The 24,096-nt window shown below is 47.3% G+C and carries 20 protein-coding genes, 1 tRNA gene and 1 pseudogene; 7 read left to right on the top strand and 15 right to left on the bottom strand.

The window, feature by feature from the left end; translation table 11 throughout:
- Positions 1-133 precede the first annotated feature (133 nt).
- Both ACOJTG_RS22890 and ACOJTG_RS22885 read right to left on the bottom strand, forming a co-directional pair.
- A complete protein-coding gene (locus tag ACOJTG_RS22890; protein WP_420155929.1) occupies positions 134-1,501 on the bottom strand; it encodes a HAMP domain-containing sensor histidine kinase in 1,368 nt (455 codons plus the stop codon).
- 2 nt (positions 1,502-1,503) lie between these two features.
- On the bottom strand, positions 1,504-2,199 hold the full coding sequence (locus ACOJTG_RS22885; protein ID WP_420155928.1) for a response regulator transcription factor: 696 nt from the start codon (positions 2,197-2,199) through the stop codon (positions 1,504-1,506).
- Positions 2,200-2,344: 145 nt separating this feature from the next.
- Between ACOJTG_RS22885 and rnpA the strand changes: the two genes are divergently transcribed.
- The 6 genes from rnpA (at position 2,345) to ACOJTG_RS22855 (ending at position 8,596) form a co-directional block, all read left to right on the top strand.
- A complete protein-coding gene (gene rnpA, locus ACOJTG_RS22880; RefSeq protein WP_104716180.1) occupies positions 2,345-2,737 on the top strand; it encodes a ribonuclease P protein component in 393 nt (130 codons plus the stop codon).
- A gap of 120 nt (positions 2,738-2,857) precedes the next feature.
- The gene (locus ACOJTG_RS22875) at positions 2,858-4,525 is read left to right on the top strand and encodes a S41 family peptidase (RefSeq protein ID WP_420155927.1); all 1,668 of its coding nucleotides are present in this window, start codon (positions 2,858-2,860) and stop codon (positions 4,523-4,525) included.
- Positions 4,526-4,699: 174 nt separating this feature from the next.
- On the top strand, positions 4,700-5,554 hold the full coding sequence (locus ACOJTG_RS22870; protein WP_104716182.1) for a helix-turn-helix domain-containing protein: 855 nt from the start codon (positions 4,700-4,702) through the stop codon (positions 5,552-5,554).
- A 76-nt stretch (positions 5,555-5,630) separates the two neighbouring features.
- Positions 5,631-5,703: transfer RNA gene (locus ACOJTG_RS22865), tRNA-Pro, on the top strand.
- Positions 5,704-6,257: 554 nt separating this feature from the next.
- The gene (locus ACOJTG_RS22860) at positions 6,258-7,661 is read left to right on the top strand and encodes a WG repeat-containing protein (RefSeq protein ID WP_420155926.1); all 1,404 of its coding nucleotides are present in this window, start codon (positions 6,258-6,260) and stop codon (positions 7,659-7,661) included.
- Between the two features lie 221 nt (positions 7,662-7,882).
- On the top strand, positions 7,883-8,596 hold the full coding sequence (locus ACOJTG_RS22855) for an outer membrane beta-barrel protein (RefSeq protein WP_420155925.1): 714 nt from the start codon (positions 7,883-7,885) through the stop codon (positions 8,594-8,596).
- Between the two features lie 479 nt (positions 8,597-9,075).
- On the opposite strand, the gene ACOJTG_RS22850 is transcribed toward ACOJTG_RS22855, so the two are convergent.
- The 10 genes from ACOJTG_RS22850 to ACOJTG_RS22805 form a co-directional block, all read right to left on the bottom strand.
- Positions 9,076-9,450, bottom strand: coding sequence for a VOC family protein (locus ACOJTG_RS22850; RefSeq protein ID WP_420155924.1), 375 nt, complete (start codon positions 9,448-9,450; stop codon positions 9,076-9,078).
- Positions 9,451-9,455: 5 nt separating this feature from the next.
- Positions 9,456-9,659, bottom strand: coding sequence for a hypothetical protein (locus ACOJTG_RS22845; RefSeq protein ID WP_420155923.1), 204 nt, complete (start codon positions 9,657-9,659; stop codon positions 9,456-9,458).
- Between the two features lie 245 nt (positions 9,660-9,904).
- On the bottom strand, positions 9,905-11,602 hold the full coding sequence (locus ACOJTG_RS22840; RefSeq protein ID WP_420155922.1) for an ATP-binding protein: 1,698 nt from the start codon (positions 11,600-11,602) through the stop codon (positions 9,905-9,907).
- Entirely contained in the window at positions 11,599-12,708 is a 1,110-nt protein-coding gene (locus ACOJTG_RS22835; protein WP_420155921.1) for a sensor protein KdpD, read from the bottom strand. The genes ACOJTG_RS22840 and ACOJTG_RS22835 overlap by 4 nt, the downstream gene beginning before the upstream one ends.
- Positions 12,709-12,771: 63 nt before the next feature.
- The gene (locus ACOJTG_RS22830; RefSeq protein ID WP_420155920.1) at positions 12,772-13,830 is read right to left on the bottom strand and encodes a porin; all 1,059 of its coding nucleotides are present in this window, start codon (positions 13,828-13,830) and stop codon (positions 12,772-12,774) included.
- 133 nt (positions 13,831-13,963) lie between these two features.
- Positions 13,964-14,509 carry a K(+)-transporting ATPase subunit C gene (locus ACOJTG_RS22825; RefSeq protein WP_420155919.1) on the bottom strand — a complete coding sequence of 182 codons (546 nt, stop codon included), beginning with the start codon at positions 14,507-14,509 and terminating at the stop codon, positions 13,964-13,966.
- 345 nt (positions 14,510-14,854) lie between these two features.
- Complete coding sequence (gene kdpB / locus ACOJTG_RS22820) at positions 14,855-16,903, bottom strand: potassium-transporting ATPase subunit KdpB (RefSeq protein WP_420155918.1); 2,049 nt, start codon at positions 16,901-16,903, stop codon at positions 14,855-14,857.
- An 81-nt stretch (positions 16,904-16,984) separates the two neighbouring features.
- A complete protein-coding gene (gene kdpA / locus ACOJTG_RS22815; protein ID WP_420155917.1) occupies positions 16,985-18,724 on the bottom strand; it encodes a potassium-transporting ATPase subunit KdpA in 1,740 nt (579 codons plus the stop codon).
- A gap of 376 nt (positions 18,725-19,100) precedes the next feature.
- Entirely contained in the window at positions 19,101-19,493 is a 393-nt protein-coding gene (locus tag ACOJTG_RS22810; RefSeq protein WP_420155916.1) for a DUF1398 domain-containing protein, read from the bottom strand.
- Positions 19,494-19,538: 45 nt separating this feature from the next.
- On the bottom strand, positions 19,539-20,327 hold the full coding sequence (locus ACOJTG_RS22805) for a helix-turn-helix domain-containing protein (RefSeq protein WP_420155915.1): 789 nt from the start codon (positions 20,325-20,327) through the stop codon (positions 19,539-19,541).
- Positions 20,328-20,470: 143 nt separating this feature from the next.
- On the opposite strand from ACOJTG_RS22805, the gene ACOJTG_RS22800 reads away from it, so the two are divergent.
- The gene (locus ACOJTG_RS22800) at positions 20,471-21,043 is read left to right on the top strand and encodes a dihydrofolate reductase family protein (protein WP_420155914.1); all 573 of its coding nucleotides are present in this window, start codon (positions 20,471-20,473) and stop codon (positions 21,041-21,043) included.
- A gap of 93 nt (positions 21,044-21,136) precedes the next feature.
- On the opposite strand, the gene ACOJTG_RS22795 is transcribed toward ACOJTG_RS22800, so the two are convergent.
- From ACOJTG_RS22795 to ACOJTG_RS22785, 3 genes and pseudogenes are all read right to left on the bottom strand, one after another.
- On the bottom strand, positions 21,137-21,625 hold the full coding sequence (locus ACOJTG_RS22795; RefSeq protein WP_420155913.1) for a hypothetical protein: 489 nt from the start codon (positions 21,623-21,625) through the stop codon (positions 21,137-21,139).
- Between the two features lie 58 nt (positions 21,626-21,683).
- Positions 21,684-22,421, bottom strand: coding sequence for a subclass B1 metallo-beta-lactamase (bla, locus tag ACOJTG_RS22790; RefSeq protein WP_420155912.1), 738 nt, complete (start codon positions 22,419-22,421; stop codon positions 21,684-21,686).
- A gap of 67 nt (positions 22,422-22,488) precedes the next feature.
- Positions 22,489-23,820: pseudogene (locus tag ACOJTG_RS22785) on the bottom strand (sigma-54-dependent transcriptional regulator).
- Positions 23,821-24,096: the final 276 nt, after the last annotated feature.

The raw sequence follows: 24,096 nt of genomic DNA, 5'->3' as shown, positions 1-24,096 counted from the left end.
AAGTCGTCCGTGTGTTGTTGTACACTAAAGTACGAAAGTACATTTCGTATCAAATTTCAAAGCGGCGAATATGCTGATTACCGGGATAAAGTTCGCATTTCGAGCGATGTTAAAATAAACCAGTAAAGGGCCTTTAGCTCAGGGGTAATCGAACGGTAAAGGTACTGCCCTGCCCCAGCGTACTTCGGAGGGAAATACTGCCTCCGTGCCACTCCACAATGCGTTGACTTACGGCTAGTCCAATACCGTACCCACTATAAATCAACGCGTTGTTAGCCCGGAAAAAAGGCCCAAATACGCGTTCCTGATCTTCAGGCGGTATGCCGATGCCTTTATCTTCAATGTCGATCAGACAATGGGTCGCATCGCTTCTGATTCGAATGAATGCTTCGTGCGTAGGGGAGTATTTGCAGGCGTTGTCAATCAAATTCGTGAAAAGTGTCTTCAGTAAAGCTTCGTCACCGGGTACCAATAATTCCCGGCGTTCGTCGAGTAAGGGTTCAAAGACCAGCTTCTGAGCTTTCCGCAGGGAACTGAGTTCGGCGTAAATATCCAGTAATAACTCAGGAATGGAAATCAGTTTCCGGCGAAGAACCGGGTCCAGTGGCCGGGCCAGTTGCAGTAGGCCATTGGTCAGCCCAATCAGGCGTTGTGTATCCTGAAATAAATCCCGGAGAATCAGACGGTATTCTTCCGAGGATAAAGCTTCTTCCAGGCCCGACTGGATATCAGTTTTCATGGCTGCCAGGGGCGTTCGGAGTTCGTGCGAAGCGTGGGAGACAAAGCTCTTCTGTTGTTCAAACGACAGATTAAGCCGGTTGAGCATCTGATTGAAGTTGATCGCCAGCTGAGCCATTTCATCCCGCCCATTGCCTTCGGGAAGACGCTCTTTCAAATTCTGGGCCGTAATCTGCTGAATCTGGGTATTGATCGTGGCGATGGGCCGTAGAAACAAACCCGCCAACAGGCCACTGACGACTACGGTTAGCCCTACGCCCACGACCCAACAGATCATCAGCGTATTTCGTAGATAAATAAGTTTGCTTTTGCCGAATTTATCGTAGGCCGAAGCCATCACGACGTATTCACTGCCCGAAGCTTTCAGACTTGAGGGCAGAGCCAGGGCAATCAGGTCAATTTTGTCCGAACTCTGCTCCACCCGCTTTTCCTCGCGTACTTCGGCTAGCAGGGCGGGATCATACTGGGGCGGCTGATCATCCAGACTTGAATACAGTAACCGATTATGCTCGTCGAACACGAGAACCTGTTCTTCGAATAAGGAGGTCAGCGAATTCTGATCGATGATTTTCAGCAATTCATTATCGATTTCCTTGACATCCATCAGATAGCGGGCCGTCGTACGGGCCTTATTTTCCAGCCGACCCTGAAATTCCTCCTCGCGGTACGAAGCGGAAATCTGGTAAATCACGGCTGAAAATAAGGTCAGTAATCCGGCTACGACCAGTGAAAACAGCAGAGCCAGTTTGTAGCGAATGAACATGATTAGTACTCGGGCCTGAGAATGTATCCTTGGCTGGGTTTAGTATGAATGAGCTTGGGTTCGTAGGGTCGATCGACTTTCTTCCGCAGGTAGGCAATGTACACCTCAACGATGTTGGTACCGGGATCGAAGTTGAGTCCCCAGACTTCTTTCAGCAGTTCCATTTTGGTGATAAGCTGATTCTGATGCAGCAGCAGGTACTCCAGCAACGCGTATTCCTTGGCGGTCAGCTCCAGCTTTTCGCCATCCCGGGTGACGGTTTTGCTCAACAGGTTCATTTCCAGATTAGCAATCTGAAGCCGGGTTTGCATCGGAACCTCGTCCATGAACTCATTCCGGCGAAGCAGGGCCAGCATACGGGCGTGCAGTTCACGAATATCGAAGGGCTTCGCCAGGTAATCGTCCGTACCCTGCTCAAAGCCCCGCAGGCGATCTTCCGTATCGTCCAGAGCCGTGAGCATCAGAATAGGTAGCCGGGGGCGTTGCCGACGGAGTTCGCCGCAAATGGTATAGCCATCCAGACCGGGCAGAACCACATCCAGAATGACGAGATCGTACCGCTGGCCCAGGGCCGCCTGTAAGCCGGCCGTGCCGTCAAAAACCGGCGATACTTCATAACCCTTACGGGTGAGCGTTCGCGAAATGCTTTCGGATAAACGCTGATCATCTTCGACTAAGAGTATTTGTTTAGCAGACATCGTGGACATCGGTTTGGGGTGCTTCCTTATTTCTGGAACGGCCTGCGGTACTTTCGCCGTATCTTTGCCGTTCATTCATTTCCATTCATTCAGAAGAAATCCGAACGCAGGTATCGCGATTACCTTCTTACTTAGAGCCCGACCCATGGATCAGCGTTTGCGGAAAACGGAACGATTGAAAAGCAAAAAAATGCTTGACCAGCTGTTTGCCCGGAAGGACAACACGAGTATAGCTGTATTCAGTTATCCGTTGAAAGTGAATGCCTTGCCAGCTTCCGGTACGGCTCCGCTTCCGCAGATTCTGGTATCCGTATCCAAGCGAAACTTCAAGAAAGCAGTTGATCGAAACCTAATTAAACGCCGGATGCGGGAAGCCTATCGCCTGCATAAAGCCCTCATTACGGAGGTCGAATCGGTACCCGTGGCGATTGCTTTTGTGTACGTAGCCAAAGAAATCCTGCCTTTCGCTGACATCGAAAAAAAGATGAAATTCGTACTCAAACAACTCGGGAAAACCAGTACACCGACGCTTTCCTAACTCGAAAAAGGGCTTTATCCGCCGACGAATTTGCAAATCTCGCCGTTAGATAACCGAAAATTGAAAAAAAATCGCTAAATTGTTCTTAAAAACAGGCTTTCATCGCCAGCCCTTATTCGCATGAAACGTACCGCTCTGAAAGTCGGCATCCTTACCACCTGCCTGGTCGGAGGCCTCGGATTATTTTCCTTCACGGACCCGGGAGAGCGGACCTTCGAGATCATGAAGAATCTCGACATCTTCGCTACGTTGTTTAAAGAACTCAATACGTATTACGTGGACGATGTAAATCCGAATAAAACCATTCGGACGGGCATCGACGCGATGCTTAAAAACCTCGATCCCTATACGGTCTATTATCCCGAAGACGATATCGAGGATTATATGACCATGACCACCGGGAAGTACAACGGTATCGGTATCCTGACGCAGCAACGACAGGGGAAATTCACGGTACTCATGGTGTACGAAGGAACGCCCGCCGAAAAAGCGGGGATTCGCATTGGGGATGAGATTCTGAAAATCGATGGTCTGGATATTAAAAAGCCCGGCATGAACGTCGATAAGCTCATGAAGGGGCAAACCGGTACGACCGTGAAACTAAGCATTCGTCGATACGGACAGCAAAATAGCGAAGAAATCAGCGTAGGCCGGGATGTGGTGAAAATGACGAATGTCCCCTACTACGGCATGATTGACCAGGAAGTAGGGTACATTGACCTGAAAGATTTTACCGGCACCGCTTCCAAGGAAGTACGTCAGGCCTTCACCGATCTCAAAGGAAAAGGAATGAAAAAGGTCATTCTGGACTTGCGGGATAACCCGGGCGGGCTACTGAATATGGCGGTAGATATTTCGAATATCTTCGTCAATAAAGATTCTGAAATTGTTAGTACCAAAGGAAAAGTCAGCGAATGGAATAAAACCTACACGGCTCTGAATCCACCCATGGATGCCGAAATTCCGTTGGTCGTACTGACCAATAGTCGCAGTGCGTCGGCCGCTGAGATCGTAGCCGGCGTGATTCAGGATTATGATCGGGGGGTACTGGTCGGTCAGCGAAGCTTCGGGAAAGGTCTGGTACAGATCACGCGTGACCTGAGCTATAACAGCAAGCTCAAGATCACTACGGCCAAGTACTACATTCCCTCGGGTCGCTGTATTCAGGCCATCGATTATGGTCACCGGAATCCGGATGGATCAGTGGGTAAAATTCCTGACTCCCTGCAAACGGCGTTTAAGACCAAGAAGAGCGGTCGTACGGTATATGACGGCGGGGGCATTGCTCCGGACGTTACCGTAGATCGCCCGGCCCAGTCGGCCATTCTGGTGAGTCTTTTACGGAAAGGGTACATTTTCGATTACGCCAACAAATACCGGGCGGAACACCCCAGTATTAAAGACGGTCGTGAGTTCAGCCTTTCGGATGCGGAGTATCAGGAATTTGTGAAGTGGCTGAGCGACAAGGATTACGACTACACGACCGACGTTGAGCGGAAATTCGAAGAATTGGAAGCATCCGCTCGAAAGGAAAAGTACTATGACGTGGTACAGGAGCAACTGAAGGCTTTGAAAACAAAATTTGCTCACAGTAAAGATTCGGATCTGCTGAAATTTAAAGATGAAATCCGCTACATGCTGGAACAGGAAGTAATCTTACGGTACTACCTACAAAAAGGGGTACGCGAACATTCGTTCAGTAAAGATCCTGAAATCCGGGAATCACTTAAGCTTTTCAAAGACATGAATCGCTACGAGTCTTTACTGAAATCCGGAGCTGGCAAGTAATACATCTACCGTGTACATCTACCGCAGAAGTTTGCTCAGGCAATTTTCTGCGGTATTTTTATTTCGTATAGGTGTATGCGTTCAAGGAAAGTGTTTATATATTTTAAACATAAACTTATGTAATACTATCCATAATCTATAGATTTGTTAAACCAAGGATCAAAATCATACAAGATGAAGCCATCTTTTGAACATATAGATGCTTTACCTGACAGTTCTTTCACCTTTCGCGAGCACGTGCTGAAAGCTTTCGATGCTCCGTATCATTTTCACCCTGAAATTGAGTTAACGCTGATTCTTTCGAGTCGGGGGAAACGTTTCGTGGGCACGAATGTGTCAGATTTTGAAGCGGGAGATCTGGTACTGATTGGCCCTAATGTGCCTCATTACTGGAAAAACGAGAACAATACGGACCCGGCTCATTCCATTGTCATTCAATTCAAGGAAGAGTTTTTAGGACCTGAATTTTTTAGAAAACCCGAGTTCTTACCGATTGCCCGTTTGTTACAACGGGCCAAATCCGGCCTACATTTTTACGGCAAAACGGCAGAGCGGGTTACGAAAGAAATTCAGTACCTGTTGAAGGATAACCATTTCCACCGCTTGCTGGGCCTGCTGGATTTACTACATACGCTGGCCGATAGCCAGGAAGTACATACGCTGGATACCAGTCAGTTTTTTGCCCAATTACCGAAAACGGATTACGAACGATTGAATAAAATCTACGCGTACATGGCCGAACATTTTCGGCAGGAGATTCGCCTGGAAACCATCTCCGAGCTAATCAACATGACGCCTCAGTCCTTTTGTCGGTATTACAAAAAAGTCACGAAAAAGACCTTTATCGATTCGCTAAACGAGTACCGAATTCGCTACGCCAGTCAGCTCCTGCTTTCGGATGGCGATTTGACGGTTTCGGAAGTCTGTTTCCAGAGTGGTTTCGGAAATATTTCGCACTTCAATCGGCAATTCCGACAAACCACGGGCTTAGCTCCACTGCAATACCGGCAGGAATTTTTACGTTCCTGATTTTGCGAATTCTCGCCAGAGATCGTACCTTTGCCCTCCGAAATTAGCCAAAACGGCAACATTTCGGTCACATCAGCGGGATGTGGAGCAGCTGGTAGCTTGCCACGTTCGGGACGTGGAGGTCGTGGGTTCGAATCCCGCCATCCCGACTTCAAAAGACAAAGTAGCCATCGGTTGCTTTGTCTTTTTTTTGTTTCTTTTCGAAGGTTTAAAGCAGGGATATGCAACGCGTGAGGGCCTCTTAGAAGCGAAGAAAACAAATGTCAATAAGGCCGCCGAAAAGCTTCATAAAGACGACTACAGACGTAATAGAGCCCATCATTAGTCACTTCACTGAAGAAGATAAATTTGGTTTCTTTGGCTCTATATCTGTACTGAACAACTCATTATAGTAATCTCTTTCACTAAGTTCCTATTCTATAGGTTGAATCGGTAGCTTCGTCTATAACCGCTAGTTACACTTTTCTGTGAAGTCCCCTTATTCTGTTAGGCAATAGTTGATATAGGAGACATACCTTCATTAATTGAGTATATCCATAAATGCCTTCAATAAAGCGTAATCCATAACTACAGCTAGTCCAATACTTGAAAGAAATTTAAAGGCGTAACAGATTTAAGCGATAAAATTTAGCAAGAAATTAACATTAATTTGCATTGATGTACTATAAACATGTATTTTCCCCAAACTTAATTGATGAAGAAAATGCTACACCTGCCTACCTCCTTTTTCAATTCAGTACTGATACTTATCATTCTATTCGGTTTCACACGCCCGGCTTACTCGCAAAAGGAAATCGTAATTCATAGCCTTACTACTCAAGATACCTTACTTACTAAAAAACACAAGTGGGTAAAAAATTACGACGAGGTCGTATTAAGTGAAGGCGTATTTATTTGTAGACAATATATAAAAACGCCGCATGTAAAAGATAACGACACGATCTTTTATAGAAATTCCTGGAGAGCCTATTTGTGCAATGAAAAGGGGCAACGGATTACTGATAATTATTACGATAATATTGATTCATTCCATGATGGAATAGCAAGAGTTGTAAAAAGTAAAAGAGGAACGGCCTACCTTTTTGATTATCAAGGGTTAAAAGGCTTTATCAATAAAGAAGGAGAAATTGTAATACCTGTTATGTATCCATATGTATCTAATTTCTCAGAGGGATTAGCGGCAGTTTATGATTCAACACAATCTAGCTATTTTATTGATAAATCTAATAAGAAAATTTTTTCTGAAAAGAGATTCCAATACGTAGATAATTTTTATAAAGGAATTGCTTATGTAAAACTATCGAACAATTCCAGTAATTATATAGATCATAGTGGAAATTTTCTTATGCCTGGAAAATTTGACTTTATTGAAAGTAGAGGGAAGTACAGATTTATGGAAGATACACTGCAAATAGTAAGAAAAGGTAATAAATACGGCTTATTAGGAGATAGCTTAAAGTTAGCTGTGCCATTAATTTATGATTTAATTGATACGAACAGATTTGAGAGATTTAATCATCTAAGTAAAATCCAGTTAACTAACAAAGTTGGCTTTGTTGATACGTATGATGGGAAGATCATCATACCTTTAACGTATAATGAATTCAAAAAATCTGAAAATAGTAACTTTATCTGGGCGAGATCAGATGAAGGGTGGGGTTTGATTAATGCTAGTAATAAAGTTTTAATTCCTTTTGTGTATACAGATGTGATCGAAGCTTTGAAAGATTACTCGATTGTAAAAGATAAAAAGACGGGTATCGTTAATAATCAGGGCGTTTTAATGGTGCCTTGTATCTATGATAATGTTTCTCCATTTTATGATGGAATAGCCATAGTAATAGCCGACGGTAAAGTTGGTTACGTAGACCAAAAAGGTAAAGTGCTTATTAAACCATACTATGAAAAAGGAGGCTATTTTGTAGATGATGTGGCCACGGTAGAAACTAAATTGATGAAGTACAAAATCAATTCTAAAAACCAACACCTCACAAAAAGTTTGAATAGTACGGGTATATGGGTAGTCTTGGTGGTATCATCATTATTAGTACTAGGGGCTTATAAAACAATTAGTGTATTTACAAAAAGGCCTTCGTTGACTGTCTAGCTCGTTTTATAAATACGCTAATCTTTAGTTAGCCATAGGCGCACATTGGGTAGTAATTTTGCTTAGAATACCCTGGAATTAAGATATGAAAATAGACCGTAAGTAAACATTTTATTAGTTGATATATTTACCGTGTATCTATTTTGTAATGATATAGTTTTTCTATCTTTAGGAATTTATTCTTCTCTTTAACTTGCTCTTCACTGTTTTAATCTGTATTTATGTGCTCTATCCGACCTCGGCTAATTTATACTATTTGTTTAACCTTATCTTTTTTTCTATCAAGAGGACAGGAAAATCCCTTTCGAGCTAATCAATACATAAAGAGTAGCTATTGGGGCATACAGGGATCTATTGGAGCAACTTCCATTAACCAAAGTATTAACCCTTTTAAAACTGGTGTTGGCTTTAAAGCTGGATTGACAAATATCTATTCGTTAAATTCATTTATTGATGCTGGAGTAAACTTAACATATTCTGCGTATGCGGACAATAAAACTGCCTCAGGTATTGATCCATTAAATAATCAAACTGTAATATTTGGGAGGTTGGAACACAGATTAAAAATGTTGGAGATTAAACCCTTTATACAATTATCATTATTAGAAAGATCTTCTTTTAAACCATTTGTTTCTGTAGGATTATCCACGGGGTATATTCTTGATATTTCTAGACATATTTATACGAATACTCAAGGCGGAGATTTTGTGGAAAATGCTAGAAATCGGTTTAAAAAAATTAATTGGGGAGGAGAGCTTGGTCTTGGTAGTAAAATTCTTTTATCCGACAGTGACTATTTTACAATTAAGGTAAGTTATGAAAGAAGTTTTTCTAAATTAAATTTAACCAATCCAGATTACCCAGATGCTTGGAAGAATCAAGGCCTGCAGTTAAGTTTATTTATTCCCATTAATTTTTTAATAAATTCGCTATAGTAATTGATTTATACGCAAAAAAAAGTTTATTTTTTTGCGTATAGTAATATACAATATGCTATGACTATGCATTTATCTAATTAAGCAAACTGTCTTGGATAAGGTAGTTATAGCTTGTTAGATATCATTTATTACCTCTCACGTATAACCATGAGTAAAACTTTGTTTATAGTTATGGTTATAACCAGAATCAAGTCAAATAACTGTTTCGTTCGGAACTCATATGTTTCTTTTACTTTCGCTGGATGTTCCATTAATCTAATTTCCTCATCAATTCTGATGTTAGGATCACGTCCGTATAGCTACCGAAGTGGGCATGAGAATGATTTAATGGAGCCTATCTAGTATTTTAATCTGAGCTTCTGGATCACAACGGAGATGTAAAGGTCTTAACTACTACTGAGACTTAGCAAATTCAAAATAGGAAAGTCTATTAAGGAAGTGTAACTTCTTCGCTTATTATAGAGTATCGTTTCCCGCTAATTCGGTATGTTCATATCCTTTATCTTAGAATAATCCGTTATGCCAAGCTTATTTCCAAACGGATCATGGAATTCGACCGCGAACCCAGTCGCTATTTCGAAAGGTTCACTTAGGAAATGTACCCCTTTTTGCTGGAGTGCCTCATATGCCTTCTGAACGTCTTCTACAGTAAACCAGATCGCAGGCCTTGCATTCGGCATACTACTAAGAATGATGGCAGGCTCGTTTTCTCCTACTTTGAAGGCCGTCATCCCCTTGTCGGAAAAGTCGAACTTCGTTTCAAGTCCGAGTTTCTTTGTATAGAATTCCTTTGCCTCGTCAAGATTGTCGGCAGGGAGAAAAAAGTTATCAAAATCACGGATGAGGTTCATGGTGTTCAGGATTTAATGGAAGATAAGTCGATACCCAGTTTTGTAAACTCCAGGGTTCCTTTTTCGGTAATGTAAAAATGCTTGTCGTCGGCGTCATCTTTGGTAAGCCAATCCTCTTTTAGAAACTTTTCCAGTAGGAGCTTACCAAGTTGCCCGCCGATGTGTTCGTAGCAGCCTTTTGCCAATTTTCGGTCCGGTGTTTTCGTCATGGATGTATGCTTTACGGTTGTGGTGAAAGGTTACAGAATCAACAAGATCAAATATTTGATTTATGTGGGTATTGAAAGCAAAAGTAAAGACGGTTTTACAAGGACTACATGACATTCCTCAGGCTTGCTCCTAAGCTTTGTCGTTCTTAGAAGCCAGGACTAAAAGGACGAAGAGAACTAGGTAAGTGGAGCTTGGTTTAAGAAATACGTAACAAAAGAGCCTCTGATTTCCAGAGGCTCTTTTGTTACGTATGAAGTGGTAATCGGAAGGCAAACAAGCTGCCGTATCCCAAGCCCTCGCTTTGAGCCCAGATGTTGCCGCCCTGAGCTTCGATGAAATCTTTGGCGATGGCCAGGCCCAGGCCCGTACCCGTTTTGCCCTGGCCATTCGGGATCTGGAAATACCGTTCGAAGATCTTATTGAGATACGATGCCTCAATGCCCCGGCCCTGATCGCGTACCGAGAATTCCGCCCACTGATCCACTTTTCGAATGACGATCTGGACGGTTCCCTGTTCCGGACTGTATCGAATGGCATTGGTAAGGAAATTGACCAGCACCCAGGCCGTTTTTTCCGGATCAGCCAGTACGGATAACGAGGTAGTAGGTACCTCAACGGCCAGTTGTACGTGTCGCTGATCCGCCGTACTCCGAACGCTTTCTTGAGCTAACGAAAGAATCGTTTCAGCGGATACGGGAGCAATCTGTAGCTGAATATTGCCCGTTTCTACCTGCGAGAGTTCCAGTAGTTCACCGGTGATGCGAAGGAGCCGTTGGGCATCGCTCTGAATACTGGAGACGAGTTGCTGCTGGTCGTCGTTGAGATCGCCCACCCGTTTGTCCGTGAGTAATTGCAGACTCATCTTAATGGCCGAAATGGGCGTTTTTAATTCGTGAGATACCGTCGCAATAAAGTTGGTTTTCGCCTGATCGAGATCGTGAAAGCGAGTAACGTTCCGCAATACAATGACTTCGCCAATCTGCGTATCGCCGTTTTTTACGGGTTGCGTTTCGCGACTGAAGTAACCCTCCTGCCCTTCCGTGACGATTTTCAGTTCATCGCGGTCGCCCTGCAACAGCGTACGGAGTAAATCATTCCGTACGGCTACGTCGGGGGCGTATTTGCCTACCAGATCGGATGCTTTCATACCCAGGAGCGAAAGTCCCAGCGGGTTTACAAACAGAATCGTCCGTTTTTCATCCAGACCAATGATGGCTTCCGGCATGGAGGCGATTACCGTTTCCACGCGTCGCTTCTCGAACTGAATTTTCGCCAGATTACTATTTTCCCACTGGTCGAGTTTCTGAGCCATGGTGTTGAAGGCGGCGGCGAGTTCGCCAAATTCGTCATCCGAACGAAAGCCCAGCCGGGTCGCGTAATTACGGGCGGCAACCTCCTTGATTTTTCCGGTCAGTTCCCGAATCGGATTAGCAATGAAGGAAGGAAAGTTAATGGCAAACGAAAACGTCACCAGAAGGCAGAACGTAGCAATGCAACTGAGGAGTAAGAGAGCGGTATCGGCCGTCTGCCGGGCCGTTTGGCTTTTACGAAAAATGGCCTGCCGGTTTAGTTCCGAAATCCGGTGCAAGGGTTCGCGTAAGCTTTTCAAGGGAAAAAACTGGCTCGTATCTCGTTGCCATTGCGAGTAGCCCATGCGAAGCTGATGGGTAAGGTTTCGCTCGCCTACTTCGGTTACGTTTTGTTCCTGTTTTCGCAAAGCCGTTTCAAATTCCTGCATATCGGTTACGCGTAAGCGGTCTTCCCGGCCATCGATGAAGCTGGTCATCTGCTCCACGTAGCTTAGGGATTCGTAATTGGCCCGGAGAATGTCTTGGGAATCCTGAGCCAGATCCCGTAGGAAATACAAGCCGAGTCCGCCCAGTAGGGAACTGACCAGAAACAAAAACCACAATCCCAACGAAAGCTTTGCCTTCAGTTTCATGATAAAATGATCAAATCAATGTCCGACTCGCTCAGCTGTTTGAGCAGTCGGCCGAATATATTGGTACGCCAGATCACCTGCAGTAAGCTCAGGTGCGGTTTGCCGATGCATACCGTCGTAATCTGGTGTTTCTCGGCGGTCGTCGTAATGGCTTGGGCAATATCGTCTTCGTGCAATTGAATAACTTCCGCTCCCAGTTCGGTTGCAAGTTTGAAGTTATTAATCAGATGGCGTTGCAAAGCCAGGGAAATATTATTCTGGTTTTCCTTCGGTGTATGTACGTACAACAGCACCCACTGGGCATTGTAGTACGAGGCCAGTCGGGCCGTTTTGCGAATAATCCGGCGGGCGGTGTCTGCCGAGGAACTGATACAGGCCATAAACCGCTCGGGTTCGGCGGTACCGGGAAGTTCTTTCTGAATTTTTCGTTCGACTTGCGTAGCTACTTCCCTTAGGGCCAGTTCGCGGAGCTGAAGGATTTTCTCGGCCTGAAAGAAGTTACGCAAAGCCTGCTGAACTTTGTCGCGATGGTAGATTTTCCCTTCCTGCAAACGGGCAATGAGTTCATCGGCCGTTAAGTCAATGTTGACTACCTCATCGGCCAGTCGCAATACGTGGTCGGGAATTCGCTCGGTAATGGGTACGCCCGAGATGCGTTCAACGTCTTCATTCAGGCTTTCCAGGTGCTGAATATTCACGGCGGAAATCACACTAATGCCCTGATCCAGAATTTCAAGGACATCCTGCCAGCGTTTTTCGTTTTTACTGCCGGGAATGTTGGTATGAGCTAGCTCATCGACCAGTACTACTTCGGGATGGACGGCCAGTACCGTCGCCAAATCCATCTCCTCCAGTTCCTTTCCTTTATAAAATACCTTCCGGCGGGCCAGCATCGGAAGCCCCGTTACCAGGGCTTCCGTTTCGGCTCTTCCGTGGGTTTCGACAAATGCAATTTGAATGTCTACGCCGTTGCGGTGCAGAGTATGGGCTTCCTGTAACATCCGGTAGGTTTTGCCCACACCCGCACTCATCCCGATATAGACTTTAAACTTTCCCCGCCGGGATTGCTGAAGAAGTTCCAGAAAATGGCGGGTGGAATTTTCCATGATGGTTTCTGAATAGAATAGATTGGCGTGAATAAAGAAGCTTTCAGAAAGCTGTAATGGCTATTAAAATGCAATCGAGATTGACGTTTTAACACTGGTACTCTGATCCGTATAGCCCCCGTTTTTCTGGAATACGTTTTCCGAACTGCTCAACTGACGAGCTTCCAGCCGAGCCAGTACCTGATCCGAAATTCGGTAATCAGCGTTCAGCGAATATCCGTATACCTGAAACGGAGCGGGCGAAGCAATGATCACGCCTTTTTTATCTTCATAATACTCAAAGCGAGCGGCCAGAGCAAAGCGATTCGTTGCCGCAAACCGCAGAATACCCACGGGAGAACACCAGAAATTATAATCGCTAGAACCTTTCGACGCCTGTTCCCAGCCGCTGTCAAATCCGGTGATCAAACCCCATTTGGAACTCAGCTGGAAAATGCCGTAAAAGTTATGGAAGTACCGCATCTGTCGGGTGGAGTCGGGCTTGTCGTTCCCGATAAAGCTACTGGAGTTGAGCGTTACCCGGTCGGAAGGTTTGTACTGTACCTGCCAGCCCAGGGCGGGCGTCTGGTTGCCATCGACCCGCCGGATTCGCTGCCATCCGTTCAATACCAAGGCGGACAGCGACCACTGGCCCATGGTGTAGGAAAGTCTGGCTCCGGTTTCGTAGTACGGCGAGTTTTCGGCGAGTAAGCTACGGCTCAGCGTCCAGTTGTCTTTACCGATAGCACTTTCAAAGCCAATGTGCGAAGGCATGATGCCGGCATCCAGCCAAAGGTCTTTCGCCAGTTTTACACCCACATTCGCTTCAAATACGTGACGCAAAAGTTCGGGTTCGGCCGCCAGGTTATACTGGGCGTAGGTACCCGCCATCAAAGCCAGGTTGCCCCGAACGCGGTCGGTCTGGTAAGCGGCTTTGATGAAACCCAAGTTCAAATTGAATTCATTATGACGGTTGTGATTATACAGAAAGCCATCGCTAAGGTGATTGGCGGGACGGTTGAAATCGTAATTATAGTACACTTCGGCGTAGCCACTGATGGTCAATGCTTTCGTGGAGTCCGACTGGGCCTGAACGGTCAGGGCGGAGGCACTGAGTACGAAAGCAGTAAGAAGGGTTTTCATAGGTACTGTAAAGGGAGTGAAAGAAAGATTCAATGTCTGGTCTGCGTTTTCCTCGCATGGCATACGGGGCTATTCAGGTTGAACTCATTAGCCATCGTATCAAAGGGTTTGTACCAGACACCATGAAAGAGAATTAAAGGGCTGCGTTGAGTTGAAGGACGTTCACCGTTTCGACACCCCCGATCAGCGAACGCTGCGTATGGGTTTTAACCAGTTGCTGGAGTTTTTCCTCGGAAATCTGGCGAAGCCGGGCAATGCGGGGAATCTGTACCAAAGCTCCCGTTACGCTGATGTCAGGATCGAGGCCGGAACCCGAAGCGGTAACCAGATCGGCGGGAATATCGGCTTTTTTTACGCCGGGATTATGAATCAGAAAGGTGTCGATGCGAGCCTGTACATCTTTCAAATAATCGGGGTTGGACGGGCCTTTGTTCGAACCAGCGGAACTAGCGGCATTGTATCCGGCCGCCGACGGACGGCCCTGAAAGTAAGTATCCTGCGTAAAAGACTGACCGATCAGGGCCGCCCCTACGACTTTGCCTTTATGCTCGACCCAGGCTACATTACCCTTGGTCGGACTCAGTTGGGCAATGCCCCAAACGAGGGCGGGATAGACAATACAGAAAAAGAGAATCGTAAGTATGGTCAGCTTAAGGGCTGGAAAAAGATGAGATTTCATGGTTTTACTTTTATAATGATCCATTTAATAAATACTAGGGCTTCCCGTATTGCAGAGTCACTGTTTCGTCCCGCAAACACGGCTGGTTATTTAGTCCGTATCGCGAACGCCGCTCACTTCCTCTTGCTCTAGGCCACCGCATTGCCGAGGAAGTAGGCGACTTATCGCGATAGGACGGGGTGCGGTTTTATTGCGTCCATGCAGAAATCGGCTAATTCCAAACAACAACTATCAATAAATGCTCGAAGATGCTCACGGGCTAGTCATTGGCTGTCTCTAAAGGATGAAGTTCGGCTAGGTAAATCGCTTGCCCGCTTGCCTCCCCAACCATCGACTCAACTTCTATTAAAAGAACAGTGATACGCCCAGATCTATCAGTTTAATGCCGATGAAGGGGATGACCACCCCGCCCAGACCGTAAATAAACAGGTTGCGGCGAAGCAGAGCACTGGCCCCGATGGGTTTGTACGCTACGCCTTTCAGAGCTAACGGAATCAGCATAGGAATGATGATGGCGTTGAAAATAACCGCCGAAAGAATGGCCGATTCAGGACTGTGTAGCCGCATAATATTCAAACTTTGCAAGCCCGGAATACTGACAATAAACAGAGCCGGCACAATGGCGAAATACTTGGCGACGTCGTTAGCGATCGAAAAGGTCGTGAGGGTACCGCGAGTCATCAGCAACTGTTTCCCGATTTCCACGATCTCAATGAGTTTTGTTGGATCATTGTCCAGATCAACCATGTTTCCGGCCTCTTTGGCGGCCTGCGTACCTGAGTTCATGGCTACGCCTACATCAGCCTGAGCCAGAGCCGGGGCGTCGTTGGTACCGTCACCCATCATGGCGACGAGCTTGCCGTTCGCCTGCTCGGTCCGGATGTACTGCATTTTATCTTCGGGCTTGGCCTCGGCAATGAAGTCATCCACCCCCGCTTTCTTGGCAATGTACTCTGCCGTCAGGGGGTTGTCACCCGTTACCATCACGGTTTTGACACCCATTTTCCGTAAGCGTTCGAAACGTTCCTGCATACCGGGCTTGATGATGTCCTGCAATTCAATCACACCCTGTACCTCATCATTCTGAGCGACTACCAGCGGTGTACCCCCGTTTTGCGAGATCGCTTTCACCCGATCCGCAATCTCCGCCGGTACCGTGTTTCCCTGCCGAATTACCTGATTACGGATGGAATCCTGTGCTCCTTTGCGAATTCGAATGCCCGAAGGAAGATTAACGCCCGAGGAACGGGTTTCTGCCGTAAAGCGAATCAGTTCAACCCCAGCGGGTAAACTCGCCTTGATTCCCTGCTGCTGGGCCAGCTCCACGATGGATTTCCCTTCCGGCGTTTCGTCGGACAGTGAAGACAAAAGGGCAGTTTCCACGAAATCATTTTCCGCTACTCCATTCGCGGGCCAGAAGTGCGTTGCCCGACGATTGCCCAGCGTAATCGTACCCGTTTTATCGAGCAGGAGCGTATCGACGTCGCCGGCGGTTTCCACGGCTTTTCCTGATTTGGTAATCACGTTCGCCCGTAGGGCCCGATCCATACCGGCAATACCAATGGCTGAAAGCAAACCACCAATCGTGGTCGGAATCAGACAAACGAAGAGCGAAATGAACGCCGCGATGGGAATGGGTGTATTCGCGTAATCGGCAAACGGCTTCAGCGTAATACACACAATGACGAAGACCAGCGTAAAACCCGCCAGCAGAATGGTCAGGGCAATTTCGTTCGGGGTCTTCTGGCGGGAAGCCCCTTCGACCAGGGCGATCATTTTATCCAGAAAACTCTCGCCGGGTTCGGTCGTGACCAGTACTTTGATCTGATCGGAAAGCACTTTGGTACCCCCCGTGACGCTCGAACGGTCGCCACCCGCTTCCCGGATTACCGGGGCCGATTCGCCCGTAATGGCCGACTCGTCGATGGTAGCAATCCCTTCAATGATTTCGCCGTCGGAAGGAATGATGTCTCCCGTTTCGCAGAGAAAAACGTCTCCTTTGCGGAGTTGCGAAGACGGTACGGTTTTGATCTCCCCGACATACATTTCACCGATGGGTTGTACCAGTCGGGCGGGTGTTTCTTCGCGGGTTTTGCGTAAGCTATCGGCCTGAGCTTTGCCACGGGCTTCGGCCAGAGCTTCGGCGAAGTTGGCAAAAAGCAGGGTCAGCAACAGCACGATGAAAACAATCAGGTTATAGGCCAGCGAACCCTGGCTCTGATCGCCCGTCGCGGCGATGTACACCGTAACGAGCAACATAACGATTGTACCCAGCTCCACGGTAAACATCACCGGGTTACGAAATTGGCTACGGGGATTCAGCTTCACAAAAGCTTCCCGAATGGCCGTCTGCACCAACGCAGGTTCAAACAGCCGGGTGGATTTAGTACTCATGGATTCGTCTTCAGTTTTTAGTTTTCAGTTGTCAGTTCAGCAGGCATTCACTGAAAACGGACAACCGAAAACAGATAACTATTACATGGAGAAGTATTCAGCCAGCGGTCCCAGGGCCAGGGCTGGGAAGAAAGCCAGAGCGGCAAGGATGACGATGACCGCAAAGACCATGATGCCAAACGTGCCCGTGTCAGTACGTAGCGTACCCGCCGACTCCGGAATGTATTTCTTCGAAGCCAGTAGACCTGCAATGGCGATTGGACCAATAATGGGCAGGAAGCGACTAAAGATCAGACAGATACCCGTAGTGATATTCCAGAACGGATTATTATCGCCTAGCCCTTCAAAACCGGAACCGTTGTTGGCCGACGAAGACGTGTATTCGTACAGCATCTCCGAGAATCCGTGAAAACCGGGATTATTCAGCCAGGCTGTCGCCGTGTTGGGTTGACCTTCGGCGTTGACATACCACCACCCCATGTTCACGTCACCCGCCGCCAGATAGCTCGCAATCGCTGTACCGGCCATAATGAGCAAGGGGTGTAGAAGGGCTACAATCATGGCAATTTTCATTTCCCGGCCTTCGACTTTCTTGCCCATAAATTCGGGTGTACGGCCTACCATCAAACCCGAAATGAATACTGCGAGAATAATGAAGATGTAAAAGTTGAGGATACCGACCCCGCAACCGCCGTAGAAGGCATTGGTCATCATACTCAGCAGCTCAGCCATGCCGGATAAGGGCATGGTACTGTCGTGCATGGCGTTGACGGAACCCGTAGATATGACGGTCGTGATAATGCTCCAGTACGCCGAGGCGACCGAGCCAAAACGCACTTCCTTGCCTTCCATGCTGCCGCCAAGCTGGCTGATGCCCAACTGAGCGATGGCGGGGTTTCCCTGTACTTCACTCCATACCGCCGGAGCCAGTAAGGCCAGAAAACCGACGGTCATCACGCCGAATACCATGTAGCTGAATTTCCGGTTACGGATGTAGTAACCCAGGGCAAAAATCATCCCCAGCGGAATGATCGTTTGAGCGAGCAATTCCACGATCATCGTGAAATAACTGGGGTTTTCGAGTGGGTGAGCGGAGTTCACTCCGAAATAACCACCCCCATTCGTACCGATGTGTTTGATGGCGATCATGGCCGCCGCCGGTCCCTGTGACACCTGTACGCTATCGCCCTGCATGGATACGTACGAAGCCTTGCCTTCCAGATTCATTGGTGTACCGTTGAAGACCAACGTCACAGCGACGATCAGCGAGAGGGGAAGCAATACGCGGGTACAGGATTTCAGAAAGAAATCGTAGAAGTTGCCAAGCTGCGTGGTCTGTTTATCGCGGATGGCTTTAAACACAATCAAGGCCGCGGCCATTCCCGTACCGGCGGATACGAACTGCAGGAAATTCAGACAGAAAATCTGCGTAAAGTACGAAACACCCGTTTCTCCGGAGTAGTGTTGGAGGTTACAGTTAACGAGGAAGCTAATGGCCGTATTAAATGCCAGATCGGGCGTCATGTCGGGGTTGCCGTCGGGATTCCAGGGTAGCCAGCTTTGATTCGTCAGGACGAACATCGCCCAGATGAACCAGACGAGGTTGATCGTCAGTAACGCTTTCAGGTGCTCTTTCCAGGTCATTTCCCGGAGGGTATCAATACCAGAAATCCGCAGAAACAACCGTTCGAGGGGACCCAGTACCGGATCAAGCAAAGTCCGCTCTCCGGCGTAAACGCGGGCCATATAGCGGCCCAGGGGTATCGAAAGGGCAATCGTGATTCCGAAAATCAGAGCGATGCCCAGTAGTTCAGTAGTCATACGTTAAAAATTTTCGGGCTTGAGCAGTACGTAAACCATGTACGCGAAAACCAGAAGGGCTAAAACAAAGAGAGCGAGAAACATGGCTTTCAGATTTTTTCGAAAAAGTCGACGGATTTGAAAAAGAGCCAGAAGCACACCAGCCCAAGCAGTAACCAGAGAATCGTGAATAGCATGAGGAAGAAATGTTAGTCTGTTCTCAACTATTCAAGGCGTATGCCAGAGAGTGGTTGTTGGTTATTAGTTGTTGGTTGTTAGGGTGTTACGGATAATATGAATTGATGGGAAATGAAAAACCCTTCCAAAATGGAAGGGTCGTTTTTTCATTTTGGAAGGGTAAAAGGATGGCTGGTCGGAGAATATTCCTGGGAACTGGTTAGACGGTTGGAATGGCTTCGGTGACCAGGGGGTTTCCTGCCTGATCGTAATACACGACGGTCAGGTCGAGCATATGGGTCGTCCATTTTTCTACACCCGCCTGAGCCGCCTGCTGACAAAAGGTAAGGTAATCCGTTTGGCCCTGCTGGTGAATAAGCAGAGCGTGTTTAAGCAGTTCGATGGAAGGTACTTCGGCAATGGGCAGAGCTGGATAGTGGGCTTCACTGGACAGCTGAAATCCGTTAGCACCTGTATATACGGCCCGGCCGTCGGCGACGTATAAGTCATAGTAATCTACACCGAGGGCTTTGAGTTTCTGTACATACTGCGGGAAGTCGGCTCCGCTTTTGACGTTGGAATGAATCTGGTGAATTTGATCTAGGGTGAACATAGGCTATCGAATGGTGAGAGCACAAAGATTCTCCTTGGCATTGGGCTAGGATTGTAAAAAATCGTTTTTTGAGCGAGCTCGGAAAAATTGCTCCGGGGTATAGCCACTGAAGCGTTTAAAATCTTTAATGAAGTGAGCCTGATCGTAGTAGCCCGCCAGATAGCCTAATTCCGCCGCGTCTTTGACTAGTGGATACTGCTCCAAAAGAGATCGAAAACGTACAATCGTGGCAAATTTCTTAGGCGAAGCTCCTACGACCTGGCGAAAACGTTTTTCAAAGGTACTGGGGCTACTGTTCAGTGAGTCGGCCAGATCCAGCATGCGTATCTGTCCTTTGGATTGATAAATCCGGTGTACCGCCGCTTCTACCAGTCGATCCGGTGGGAATAACTGAAGCGGCTCGAACAGAAAATGTTCTACTACGGAAATACGTTGCTCGTCGGTGCTGGCCTGCGTGAGTGTCTCGCCTAGCTCTTCCAGCGTGGAGGGAGGGAAGAAATGGTCGAGGGATAGGCTTTCCAGAAACAGCTCGTGTACCGGTTGCCGAAAAAAATGAGCCGCTCCGGTTTCGGTAAAGTATACCAATACACTGGCGGTATTCGCCGTATTTTTAAAGGTACGAACGGAATCCTGCAGACCCGTTACCCCAAAGGTAGATAAGCATATTTCCTGTGAATCTATTAAATAAGATAATCGCCCAGCGTACTGAAATCCTATGACCAATGAGGTGCTCGGAAAAACGGGATACGTCTGCTCAACGTCACTTTCCGAAATGGCCAGGTGCCGGATGTATGGTCTGAGTGCGAGACTGGGAAGGTATAAGTCAAATCGCATAGGCTGAAGAATTTCTTAAAGATAAAGAGGAAAGGCTTACGCTGCTATCGGAATCCATACTGTCGCAATCGTCCCTTTCAAAGACGCATTTAACCCCCGCTTGCGAGCAATTCATCCGCGTACTTTGTCAAAAAAACAGAAGCATGCGAAAGCTGAAATTACAGGTACAAATGACCCTCGATGGTTACATCGCCGGACCCAACGGTGAAATGGAATGGATGACCTGCCCCTGGACTCCAGATCTGGAAGCCTACGTAGGCGAGATTACCGAACCCGTCGATACCATTCTTTTGGGCCGAAAACTCGCCGAAGGATTCATTCCTTACTGGGCCTCGGTAGCGGCTCAGGCGGATCACCCGGAAGCGGAAGCCGGACAAAAGTTTACGGAAACACCCAAAGTAGTTTTTAGCCGGACCCTAGCTGAATCAGCCTGGGAAAATACGGTACTGGCTCAGGATTTAACTCGGGAAATCAATCAGTTGAAACAACAGACGGGCGGCGATCTCATCGCGTACGGCGGAGCTACGTTTGTATCCTCTCTGATTCAGCACGGCCTGATCGACGAATACCATTTGCTAATTAATCCGGTAGCGATTGGACAGGGAATGCCCATTTTTCAGGAGCTTATGCAGTACCAACCGTTGACTCTGGTTCAAACCCGAGCGTTTGCGTGTGGCATTGTCCTGGTGCAGTATGTGAATAAACGGGAAGGTTAAGGGGAAAAAGTTTCAGTACTGAAGTTTCGAACCTAACCTTGAAACCTAGCAACGAATCTTTTGGATGTCTTCTAGTAACGAGTAGTCGCTGGCTTAACGTTTAGTAGCCATAATCGTAAGACCTTCTAGCTGTGGGGAAGTAGCATCTTTGATCTGATAGTTGGGGGGTAACGCAAGCCACCCTAAGGATTGAAGGCTTTTCTTCTGATAGAGCGTATCATTCTGAATTTTACCCTGGTAGTCCTCATCCGTTCGATAGGCAGCTGACCATTTATAACCGCTACGGGTCTTTTCTAAACCATGGAAATTTTCTGCTACCGTCTGACCCAGATTTCCTGGCCGATTGACGGTTGTTATTAAACTAATCGAATCGGTTTTAGTACGATACGGTTCAATATAGAATGCTCCGGCTTCGATTTTATTAATGCTTGGTCTGTAGTAAAGCGTGTCGCCATTGAACACGTACAATTGTACATCATATATACCCATGGGTAAAGCTTCTATGCCCTCAAAGGGATCTGAACTGGATTTACAACTCCATACGCTGACGATTCCTAACAAACATAAAATAAGCTTTTTCATACCGTGGGAGTTTTGTGAAAAGTACTTTTCTGTTTTATAGATAGTAGTTTGTCAAGCGTTACTGTTTCCCATACTTTTTCAGCAATTGCAAGGTATGCGTTAACGCTTTCGTATCCCCCCACTCCTCATGACCGGGAACGACCACTTGTGCCGTACCAAATTCGTTCATCAGTCGTTTCATGGAGTTGCCCCATTCCTTCAGATTCGCATCGGCTACGTTGCCCATACCAAATGCCGCCACACTTTTAACAAAACAACCGCCATGCAGGATTTTCTGCCTGGGAAGCCAGACTACTATATTATCACGAGTATGGCCTTCGCCGGGAAAATAACAGCGAATGGGTACCCCGCCGATGGTAAACGTGGTATCATTGGGAAGAAGGCCTTCCGGTGATTCATAGCCTGCCTGTACGGATTGCTGAGCCGTCAGCGGCGTACTTACCACCCGTACGCCCGCTTTTCGAAGTTCGCTGATTCCGCCTACCCGATCGTCGTGCGAATGGGTCACGATACAAAGCCGAACGGGTTGGTGTAAGTGTTCGTCTACCCACTGGAGCAGTTGGCGGGTATTCTCCGTATCGTCTTTTGTATCCCAGCCCGTGTCTACTAGTACTACGCCTTCTTTGGTGTTAATAATGAGTCCATTGGAAGGAACGGCTGTATTCTGATACATTCCATAGGTCACATGCACATATACCCCTTCTTTCAACGGCGTCACGTTGAGCGGCGGCTTCTGTAGCGTTTGGGCGTACAGGGAATTCGAAAGAAGGCAGACAAGAAAGAGTAGGAGTCGCATCGAATGGTTTAACTAGGATAAAATCATGGGTTTAAGCACGGACTAGGGAAAATTGGCAGCTCATCCCTTATTGTCCCAACTGATATTCTTCAATTTTACGATACAGCGTTGTGAGGCCAATGCCGAGTAGACGAGCGGCTTCCGTTTTATTACCCTGCGTGTGCTGGAGTACCTTACGAATGTGACGTTGCTCAACGGCGGAAAGCTCGAAAGAATCCAGCGTGGTACTTTCCCGGAATGGCAGACTATCGGCTCGTAAAATACCATCCTCGGTCAGAATCAAAGCCCGTTCGATGACGTTGCGTAGTTCGCGGATATTACCTGGCCAGGCGTGCTGACTCAGTTGCTGCAAAAAGGCGGGGTCGATGTTCCGGAACGGAATGCGGAGTCGTTCGGAAAGCGTACGAGCCAGCCCTTGAGCCAGTAAGGGCAAATCGTCGAGACGTTCGCGTAAGGACGGAAGTTCAATCTGAAAGACGGACAAGCGGTAGTATAAATCAGCTCTAAAATGCCCTTCCTGGCTTTCCTTCAATAAATCACGATTCGTCGCGGCGATAATGCGTACGTTTACCTGCGTCGGTTTCGTATCACCCACGCGGATGAACTCCTGACTTTCGAGTACGCGAAGTAATTTGGCCTGTAGATCCAGCGATAATTCACCAATTTCATCCAGAAAAAGCGTACCATGATTGGCTTCTTCAAACAAGCCCTTTTTGTCTTTCAAGGCTCCCGTAAAGGCTCCGGCCCGGTGACCAAATAGCTCGCTTTCCAGCAATTCACGGGAGAACGCTCCGCAGTTGATGGCCAGAAAGGTTTTGGCCCGACGATTACTTTCCCGGTGGATCGCCTGGGAAAAAAGCTCCTTGCCCGTACCCGTTTCTCCGATCAACAACACCGTTGTGTCGGTATGAGCGACTTTCCGAGCCAGATCTTTGGCCCGAAGAATGGCGGGCGATTGTCCCTGAATTTGATCCAGTGCGTACAGGTTGCCAGCAACCTGTTGTTCCAGTTCTCGAATACGAAATTGTAAGCGGGCTTTTTCGGCGGCCTTGGCTACCAGTGTCATGATTTTGTCATTGTCATCCCCTTTCACCAGATAGTCAAAAGCCCCGTTTTTCATGGCCGTCACACTATCCGGAATGGTACCGTAAGCCGTCAGTAGCAATACTTCCATACAAGGATAGCGTTGCTTAATTTTCTGTACCGTATCCACACCGTTGCCGTCGGGCAGACGAACGTCCATGAGCACTACTTCAATGTCACTGTTTTCTTCGAGTACCTTTCACCCGGACCGGATGTTCTCGGCTTCCAGAACCTGATACTGTTCAAGCTTCAGCAGGCGGGCTAGCAAACTGCGTAAGCGGGTTTCATCGTCAATGATGAGAATTTTATTTTCCATGAACGGAAGACGTATAAGCGGCTGGAAAGATACAGGGTTCGACGATAGTCCTGGTGTAGACTGGCAATAAAATGCGAGTAAACACACAAAATCCCGAGTCTCTTCAGACCCGGGATTTTTGTTTTTACTCAAAACCTTATGACTTATTTAGCCTGCTCTTGTTGCGGGGTCAGGAGCTGGAAGAACTCATCCAGACGGGGGGTCAAGATGATCTCCGTTCTGCGGTTGACCTTGCGTCCCGCCGAGCTCTTGTTGGAATCCTTGGGCTCGTACTCA

The sequence above is a fragment of the Siphonobacter sp. genome, from assembly GCF_048595215.1.
Taxonomy (GTDB): Bacteria; Bacteroidota; Bacteroidia; order Cytophagales; family Spirosomataceae; genus Siphonobacter.
This window is presented reverse-complemented; position numbering and strand designations above follow the sequence as displayed.

What these genes read in the sequence shown, in the direction of transcription:
- ACOJTG_RS22890 (WP_420155929.1), bottom strand. Translation starts at nt 1,501, where the DNA reads ATGTTCATTCGCTACAAACTGGCTCTGCTGTTTTCACTGGTCGTAGCC.
- ACOJTG_RS22885 (WP_420155928.1), bottom strand. Translation starts at nt 2,199, where the DNA reads ATGTCTGCTAAACAAATACTCTTAGTCGAAGATGATCAGCGTTTATCC.
- rnpA (WP_104716180.1), top strand. Translation starts at nt 2,345, where the DNA reads ATGGATCAGCGTTTGCGGAAAACGGAACGATTGAAAAGCAAAAAAATG.
- ACOJTG_RS22875 (WP_420155927.1), top strand. Translation starts at nt 2,858, where the DNA reads ATGAAACGTACCGCTCTGAAAGTCGGCATCCTTACCACCTGCCTGGTC.
- ACOJTG_RS22870 (WP_104716182.1), top strand. Translation starts at nt 4,700, where the DNA reads ATGAAGCCATCTTTTGAACATATAGATGCTTTACCTGACAGTTCTTTC.
- ACOJTG_RS22860 (WP_420155926.1), top strand. Translation starts at nt 6,258, where the DNA reads ATGCTACACCTGCCTACCTCCTTTTTCAATTCAGTACTGATACTTATC.
- ACOJTG_RS22855 (WP_420155925.1), top strand. Translation starts at nt 7,883, where the DNA reads ATGTGCTCTATCCGACCTCGGCTAATTTATACTATTTGTTTAACCTTA.
- ACOJTG_RS22850 (WP_420155924.1), bottom strand. Translation starts at nt 9,450, where the DNA reads ATGAACCTCATCCGTGATTTTGATAACTTTTTTCTCCCTGCCGACAAT.
- ACOJTG_RS22845 (WP_420155923.1), bottom strand. Translation starts at nt 9,659, where the DNA reads ATGACGAAAACACCGGACCGAAAATTGGCAAAAGGCTGCTACGAACAC.
- ACOJTG_RS22840 (WP_420155922.1), bottom strand. Translation starts at nt 11,602, where the DNA reads ATGAAACTGAAGGCAAAGCTTTCGTTGGGATTGTGGTTTTTGTTTCTG.
- ACOJTG_RS22835 (WP_420155921.1), bottom strand. Translation starts at nt 12,708, where the DNA reads ATGGAAAATTCCACCCGCCATTTTCTGGAACTTCTTCAGCAATCCCGG.
- ACOJTG_RS22830 (WP_420155920.1), bottom strand. Translation starts at nt 13,830, where the DNA reads ATGAAAACCCTTCTTACTGCTTTCGTACTCAGTGCCTCCGCCCTGACC.
- ACOJTG_RS22825 (WP_420155919.1), bottom strand. Translation starts at nt 14,509, where the DNA reads ATGAAATCTCATCTTTTTCCAGCCCTTAAGCTGACCATACTTACGATT.
- kdpB (WP_420155918.1), bottom strand. Translation starts at nt 16,903, where the DNA reads ATGAGTACTAAATCCACCCGGCTGTTTGAACCTGCGTTGGTGCAGACG.
- kdpA (WP_420155917.1), bottom strand. Translation starts at nt 18,724, where the DNA reads ATGACTACTGAACTACTGGGCATCGCTCTGATTTTCGGAATCACGATT.
- ACOJTG_RS22810 (WP_420155916.1), bottom strand. Translation starts at nt 19,493, where the DNA reads ATGTTCACCCTAGATCAAATTCACCAGATTCATTCCAACGTCAAAAGC.
- ACOJTG_RS22805 (WP_420155915.1), bottom strand. Translation starts at nt 20,327, where the DNA reads ATGCGATTTGACTTATACCTTCCCAGTCTCGCACTCAGACCATACATC.
- ACOJTG_RS22800 (WP_420155914.1), top strand. Translation starts at nt 20,471, where the DNA reads ATGCGAAAGCTGAAATTACAGGTACAAATGACCCTCGATGGTTACATC.
- ACOJTG_RS22795 (WP_420155913.1), bottom strand. Translation starts at nt 21,625, where the DNA reads ATGAAAAAGCTTATTTTATGTTTGTTAGGAATCGTCAGCGTATGGAGT.
- bla (WP_420155912.1), bottom strand. Translation starts at nt 22,421, where the DNA reads ATGCGACTCCTACTCTTTCTTGTCTGCCTTCTTTCGAATTCCCTGTAC.